This is a genomic window from Cytophaga sp. (assembly GCF_051961495.1).
Taxonomy (GTDB): Bacteria; Bacteroidota; Bacteroidia; order Cytophagales; family Cytophagaceae; genus Cytophaga.
The window spans coordinates 1-7,472 of record NZ_JBQCDF010000262.1; the positions used below are offsets into that span (position 1 = coordinate 1).

The 7,472-nt window shown below is 36.5% G+C and carries 7 protein-coding genes and 1 pseudogene; 3 read left to right on the forward strand and 5 right to left on the reverse strand.

The annotated features are described in order from the left end of the window. Window positions 1-1,006, reverse strand: a 1,006-nt coding sequence (locus ACTHJT_RS14570) for a hypothetical protein (protein WP_440239480.1), incomplete at its 3' end; no start/stop codon positions are given. A gap of 3 nt (window positions 1,007-1,009) precedes the next feature. After that, window positions 1,010-2,371, reverse strand: coding sequence for a histidine--tRNA ligase (gene hisS / locus ACTHJT_RS14575; RefSeq protein ID WP_440239482.1), 1,362 nt, complete (start codon window positions 2,369-2,371; stop codon window positions 1,010-1,012). A gap of 138 nt (window positions 2,372-2,509) precedes the next feature. Here hisS and ACTHJT_RS14580 point away from each other — a divergent pair, with 138 nt between their 5' ends. After that, on the forward strand, window positions 2,510-2,647 hold the full coding sequence (locus ACTHJT_RS14580; RefSeq protein ID WP_018344838.1) for a hypothetical protein: 138 nt from the start codon (window positions 2,510-2,512) through the stop codon (window positions 2,645-2,647). 54 nt (window positions 2,648-2,701) lie between these two features. Here the strand turns inward: ACTHJT_RS14580 and ACTHJT_RS14585 are convergent, their stop codons facing one another. Continuing rightward, window positions 2,702-3,202 carry a metallophosphoesterase family protein gene (locus ACTHJT_RS14585; RefSeq protein WP_440239484.1) on the reverse strand — a complete coding sequence of 167 codons (501 nt, stop codon included), beginning with the start codon at window positions 3,200-3,202 and terminating at the stop codon, window positions 2,702-2,704. Window positions 3,203-3,240: 38 nt separating this feature from the next. Beyond that, on the reverse strand, window positions 3,241-3,882 hold the full coding sequence (locus ACTHJT_RS14590) for a DUF6134 family protein (protein WP_440239486.1): 642 nt from the start codon (window positions 3,880-3,882) through the stop codon (window positions 3,241-3,243). A gap of 130 nt (window positions 3,883-4,012) precedes the next feature. Here ACTHJT_RS14590 and ACTHJT_RS14595 point away from each other — a divergent pair, with 130 nt between their 5' ends. Beyond that, a complete protein-coding gene (locus ACTHJT_RS14595) occupies window positions 4,013-6,361 on the forward strand; it encodes a hypothetical protein (RefSeq protein ID WP_440239488.1) in 2,349 nt (782 codons plus the stop codon). Window positions 6,362-6,419: 58 nt separating this feature from the next. On the opposite strand, the gene pyrE is transcribed toward ACTHJT_RS14595, so the two are convergent. Next, window positions 6,420-7,049 carry an orotate phosphoribosyltransferase gene (gene pyrE / locus ACTHJT_RS14600; protein WP_440239490.1) on the reverse strand — a complete coding sequence of 210 codons (630 nt, stop codon included), beginning with the start codon at window positions 7,047-7,049 and terminating at the stop codon, window positions 6,420-6,422. 151 nt (window positions 7,050-7,200) lie between these two features. On the opposite strand from pyrE, the pseudogene ACTHJT_RS14605 reads away from it, so the two are divergent. Next, a pseudogene (locus ACTHJT_RS14605) lies at window positions 7,201-7,472 on the forward strand (NUDIX hydrolase); the annotation flags it as partial.

The following is a 7,472-nucleotide window of genomic DNA, read 5'->3' on the forward strand; positions in this document are numbered from 1 at the left end:
GATAACAATAGTTCGTACCGCAGACAACAGCTGCATCAGCAAAGGTTGTTGCGGTAGGTGAGGTTAAAGTCTGTAAAACAGAATTTTTTGTAAGGGCAAATGAAGCTACAGTGGGAGAACTGTTCCACGTAATGGTATTGACAAGATTGGTTGGTGTGGCAGCAATGATCAATGAATAAATTACTGCAGATGTTACCTCGTTTGTGCAATCATCAAACGAAACCATTCTATATTCATATACATTAGCAGCTGTATTCAGATTCTGGTCTGTATAACTTACTACCGCATTAGTAGTTGCCAGCGGGGGAGTAGCGATTGTTGTATATGCTCCGCCGTTAGTACTTCTTTCAATTCTGTATTGTTGCCCGATAATACTGTTATATCTAAGTATAATTGATCCGGTAGTTGTTCTCTGCGCAACCACTTTTAAGTCAATAACGTCTGGCTTAATAATGCTTGTGCGTGCGTAAGTAGACTGTGAAGCAGATTTACAACTTTGATTAGGGTTGAACACACCCGTTACGGTTACTGATTTTATTCCGTCTGAAGCATAGGTATGCGTAACGGTACTGCCTGTTGAAACTGTTTGGGTTGGAGAACCATCATTAAAATCTACGATAAACTTATCATAGGTAAGATCAGAGATAAATGCACTTACAATTCTGCCGGAACAGGATTGTACAGTAAATTGCGGTGCTGCAGGATCAATGGCTTCAACCGTATGGTCAATGGTGGAGGTGCCGATTAATTGTCTGATGGTATAAATGCCTGGAGCAGTATACGTATGTGTGGTTTGAGAAACATAGCTGCCACCTGGATAATTGTAATTATAAAAAGGTATAGTACCACTATTGTTGGTTGCACAACTTGCATCAACGGTGATTGTAAAAGGAACGCAGCCTTTAACTGCTGAAGTTGTAAAGCAGGGCACGTTCTGAGCTTCGGAATAAAAAGCGAGGTTCAGAAGCAGGAACAGAAGATAAAAATATTGTTTGGCAGGTTTCAAAGCTTAATTCATTTTTTGTACAATTTCATCGATTGAACATTTAAATTGTTCGCCTGATATCATATTCTTTAACGAATAGATCTGTTGTTTAATTTCATCTTCACCAATTAAAATGGCAAAGGGGATTTTTTTATCGTCTGCGTAGCTTAATTGTTTCTTTAATTTTACCGGTTCGGGATACAACTCTGTATTTATACCTTGTGCACGTAATTTAGTAACCAAAGGCAATGCGTGTTCAAATGTGTTGGTATCGAAGGTACAAATCAGGAGTTGGGTTGAACTGGAATCCTGCGATGGAAATAGGTTTAATTCATTCATAACATCGTAGATGCGGTCAATACCAAAAGAAATACCCACCCCGGAAACATCCGGAAGACCAAACACACCTGTAAGGTTGTCATAGCGGCCACCTCCGCATACACTGCCCATCTGGACATTTAAAATCTTAACTTCAAAGATAGCTCCTGTATAATAAGATAAGCCCCGGGCAAGTGTCAGGTCTGTTTCAACAGAAGCCTGGCTCAAGCCTGATTTTTCAATGAGATCGTATACTTTTTTAAGTTCCTCAATACCTTTTAATCCGATTTCGCTTGCTGCCAGCATAGACTGCAGGATTGGGAAAATTTTGTTGTTGTTACCTTTTAATCCGAAAACCGGAAGTAAGGTTTTCAGCTGGCTTTCGCTGAAGTTTTTGCTGCGCAATTCATCCAGAACGGCATCCTGACCAATCTTGTCCAGTTTGTCAATGGCAACACACAGATCCGTTTCACAACCGCTTTTACCAATCACATCAGCTATACCGGTTAAAATTTTTCTATTATTAATTTTTATAACAAAGTCGGTGATTCCTAAAGCTGCAAATGCTTCGTGGATCATCAGCACAATTTCTGCTTCGCAAAGAAGGGAATCTGTACCTACAACATCTGCATCACATTGCATGAATTCGCAATAGCGACCTTTTTGAGGACGGTCGGCACGCCATACCGGTTGAATCTGATAACGTTTGAATGGGAAGGTGATTTCATTCCGGTTCATTACGACATGACGGGCAAATGGTACCGTTAAATCATACCGAAGAGCTTTTTTTGAAATTTTTGGCAAAAGTTTTTTTGCTCCCTCGTTTAATTGTTTTTCATCAATTCCCTGGATGAAATCTCCGGAATTTAATATTTTATATATAAGCTGGTCACCTTCATCTCCATATTTGCCTGTCAAAACATTTAAGTTTTCCATGGCAGGGGTTTCGATAGGTAAAAAGCCGTATTTAGTGAAAATTGAACGTATTGTTTGTAATAAATACTGTCTTTTAAGCATCTGGCCAGGGCCAAAATCCCTTGTTCCTTTCGGTAATGAAGGTTTTTCCATTCTTTATTTTAGTCAAATCGTACTTCAAAATTACGAAAAGGACTCCGTAAAGCCTATATTGATAATAAATAGAAACAATTTTTATTATTGTAATAAATATACTATCTTTGCATTCCTTCAGAATAAAACATTACCGACATGGGAGTTACTAGACTTAAAAGAAAAGACAGAAGAAACAAAGCGGTTGCGAACAACAGACAGGCAGTTATCAAACAAATGACTAGTGTTCCTGTAATTCGTCGCGTGGATGTAGAAGAATTGAAAAAACAAGCTTAATTCATTCGAATTCCTTCATATCTTATTTAAAAGACGACTTCAGAGTCGTCTTTTTTATTTTCCACGCATTCCAAGTTCGATCACCTGCAGTTTCTCAATTTTGCCTGCATTGAATTCAAACCGCATGATTGTACGTATTTTATGAAAGCCCTCCTTGCCGGCCGCGCCGGGGTTCAGATAGAGCATATTTCCATAAGCAGGATCGCTCATGATCCGGAGTATGTGACTGTGCCCGCATACAAATACCGCAGGCTTGTAGTTTAAAATCTGCTCTTTGACACGTGCTGAATATTTGCCGGGGCTGCCGCCAATATGCGTCATATATATTTTAACGCCTTCGCGTTCAAAAAAAAGATCTTCCTTTAAAACAATCCGGACATCCTGTCCATCGATGTTACCATAAACACCTATGGTAGGTTTGAAAGCATTCAGCTGATCATAAACGGAAACATTGCCAAAGTCTCCGGCATGCCAGATTTCGTCGCATTCTTTAAAATAATCAAAAACGGAATTGTCCAGGAACGAGTGCGTGTCAGAGATTAAGCCGATCTTCATTCAGGAATAGCGGTGGATGGTAAAAGAATACAAAGGGATTATTTTATTTCCTTGAGACGGAAAACAATTTTATACAACTTCTGCCTTGATTCCGCCCAGATGCAAATACCATTCTGGTATTTGTAAATAGTGCTTTTACCATCAGGAAAAGAAACTGTATAATATTCTCCGGCCTTGGTAATGGAACAAAAGGCCAGGTACTTTTCTGAAAAAAGCTGTGTAAGACCTACTGGCTCCTTATAATATAAATTACCGATCGACTGGAATATTTTAGTAGTTCCAAGATTGCTGTTTTTCTTTCCATCCCAGCCAATATACTGCCTGCCGTCCCAATTAACGGATGAAAGGGATTGTGTATCGCCGTTTACTTTTGTGAAGTAATTGGCTTTTGCCAACGAACCATTTTGAAATACAGACTCCAGCTTAAATTGAATATCATAGTCTGTAATCACATTTACATTTACTTTTGAGTCGATTACAAAGCTGGTTTCAGTAGGCTGATTGGGTGTTATATTTTTTAAACATGTCATCCAGCCAACATATTTATCCTGAATTTCAACATCGTATTTCAGATAGCTAAACTGGCATGCATCAATTTTCTTAGGTATAAAACCCGTGCTTATTACCAATGTAAATGATAAATACATTACAACTTTCCAGGTAATCATGTTAACATTCATCTCGGTTAGTTTTTAATAAGCTTAAAAAAAGATAATTACTAATATATTATTATTATTTTAGATTGCAAGATTTCAGAACACACAACTTTTAACGAATAATACAGTGAAATTTATATACAAAATCCTTTTTGTGATTTTAGGAATCGTGGCTGTTTACTTTATAGCCCTTTCGGTGATTTCCAATTATTATAGAAAAGAAATTGAAACCCGTGTGGTTTCAGAAATAAATAAAAACCTGACCAAACCAATTTCGATTGACCGGATCAGTATATCTGCGTTTACAAACTTTCCATATGTTTCATTTCGTATGGACCAAATGCTGGTTCAAAAGTCAGATACAAGTAAAGTGCCATTACTTAAACTTGATAAACTTCAAATATTATTTTCTCCGTACAATATTCTCATCAAAAATTTTAAGGTTGAAGAGGTGTTAATTGCTGACGGTATTTTGGATGCACGGGTTGATTCAGTGGGAAACAGGGATTTTGATATCTTCATTAAAAAAGATTCGACAAAGGTAAAAGACAAAAAAGCGATTTCAAGTTTCAGTTTTAATAAAGTGAAATTTGAAAATATTCATATTCTGTATGAAAATAAATTTAAACCGAAACGTGTTGAATTGACATTTAAAAATACAGAATCCAAAATAAGCTTAGACTCGAAAGTGCTTACCGGTAACTTGATTGGCGGAATGTATTCGGATGAAATTACACTGCGCCCGGGAACCTTATTTAAAGGAGCTGACCTGGATGCCAACCTGAATTTTTCATTTGATTTAACAACCAAGGTATTTGGTTTTACAAACTGCATACTGGCATCCGGCAAAAACAAATTTATAGGCAATGGAAATATTGATTTTAAAAACAAATCGTTTCTTACCCTAAATATTAAAACTACTCAAGCAGATATTGAAGAAGTGTTTCGTCTGATTCCTTCTAAATGGACAGACAAAATTCACCAGCTTAATTTAAAAGGAAATGTTGATGCAGATGCAACCATTAAGATCAGCTTGCTGCCAGGGAATCAGCCGGATTTTAATATAGATTTTGCTACTAAAAATTTTTCGATCAATCATGATAAATTAAAAACACCTGTGCATGGAATGGCTTTTCAGGGCAACTTAAATTCGACCTCCAGTACAAAGATGGAAGATTGTAGCATCAGCTTTAAAAATTTTAGTACTGTAATTGATGTTAATGATTCTTTAAAAGCTAAAAGTATTCTGGTGAAGAATTTTATCGATCCCACATTAGTTACAGATTTGGACCTGACACTGAAAAGTAAAACACTGTTTGATATTGTACAGTTTAAAGGCTATGCGGCCGTTGATGGAAGGATTCATATGCAGCTTAAATACGACGGGAAGCTGAATTACTTATTTGGTAAGAGTTCTGTAACACCTGTTATGGAAGGATATATCGATCTGGAAAAAATGAAACTTAAATTGAACAAGGTGCATTTTGCATTTGATAAGCTCGATGGAAGAATTGATTTCAGGAATGATACTGTACGCATGAATAAGCTGGCTATTCAATCAGGTAAGACAGACATGAAAATTACCGGTACCGCGTATCATTTATTCAATTCAGTTTTCAATGATACTACAGGCTTGGATATGAAAATAAATTTCGAATCAACGAATTTTTATTTCAGTGATTTTAATTCACCAGGTTCAACAGGAAATAAGTCTGCAAAGGATAAAGATCAAAGCAACCACAACAAAAAGGTTGTAGAAAATGGGAATATTATTCTGCCTTATAATCTGAAAGCTGTATTAAAAGGAAAGGTTAAAAATTTTTATGCGCGCCAATATCATGGCAACGATATTGAACTGGATATAAAACTGTCAAATAAGAAAGTGGATATTGTTGAGTCGATGCGTTCGTTTGGTGGTCACATGAATTTTGTAAGCAGTTTTACGCCGGTTAAAAATGAAATTCATTGCAAGTCTAATATTTCCATGCGCAAATTCCAGATTGATAAAGTATTCTCTGCTTTCAATAGCTTTAATCAGAAAATGCTTACTCAGGATAATATTAAAGGTGTTATTAGCGGCGACATTTATTTTTTCTTTAAAATGGATAGTAAACTTAGTGTTGATTCCAATTCTATTTTTGTAAATGGTACATATAACATTAATAAGTTGCAGCTGATTAATGTTGAGCCATTAATGAAGCTTACAAAAGTAGGATTTGAGGAGAAGGATTTGTCTAAAGTTACATTTGAAAATATTTCCTCATCTATTATTGTAAAAGATCATGTGATTGAAATTCCGCGGACCTTATATGTATCGAATATTCTTTATTTCTATTTAGATGTTACAATAACTCCTGATGGGGAAAGTAATTTCTACGTGTTATTGCCTGTGAAGAATATGAAGAAGAAACCGGATACCAAAGATCTTACCAATGATTCAAAGGCGGGCTTGTCAATTCCAATAAGGATAACAGGTAAGGCCGGAAAACTTAAAGTATTATAAAATAAAAAGGGAGAGTATTTATACTCTCCCTTTTTATGAATTATTGAATAGATCAAATTTATTTTTTCCAGGTTTCAGGACTTTTTCTCCATTCACTTAGTGTTTCAAGCTGGTCTTGCTTTACATATCCGTTTAACTGTGCTTCTTTGATCAATTCATCATAGTTGCAAAGTGTGTGAAGAGTGATGCCGGCTTTTGAGAAATTATCTGCGGCAAGCTGAAAGCCATAGGTGAAAATGCCGATCATGCCTAAAACTTCAAAGCCACCGTCCTGTAAGGCTTCTACGGCTTTTAAAGAACTACCGCCGGTAGAGATCAAGTCTTCAATAACAACTATTTTTTGTCCTTGGGTTATTTTTCCTTCGATCAGGTTTTGCATGCCGTGATCTTTTGGTTTCGGGCGAACATAGATCATTGGCAGATTCATGTTATCGGCAATGATGGCTGCCTGCGGAATCCCGGCTGTAGCAACACCTGCAATGCACTCGCATTGCGGATAATGTGTACGGATCAGATCTACCAGTCCATCACGGATCAGGTTGCGAGATTCGGGAAAAGATAAAGTTAAGCGATTATCGCAGTATATCGGAGAATTCCATCCTGATGCCCACTTGAAAGGCTCTTCAGGGCGTAAACGCACAGCTTCATTTTTTAATAAAGAAAGCGCTACTTCTTTTTTATAGTTCATGTAAGTAAGTATTAGTTATTGCGTTATAAATTTAATACATTTTAGCCACTAAATCCTGTGTCACGCCAATCTGTTAATAATTCCTTATAGGTATCCTTTTTAATTCACTATTACTTTGATAATTTGCCCATAATTAGCTCGCTAGCACTCGATGAAACTTTTCATAAACGACAAGCCTTTAAAAGTTATTCAATACGTATCATCTCAGCCGATGTACGATTATGATACGGTTATTGGGTCAACAGAAGAGATTTTATCTAAAAAGCTGGTTGGAAAAGTAATTATTCAGCAAGCTACAGCCAGACAATTAGAGCGTTTGATCCGGATCATGGAGTTAAAACGCCTGAAAAAATTAACTTCTATTACGTTTGCGGTTGATGATTATGAATTTATGGTTGAATTCATTAAGGATCAGTTCAAAGT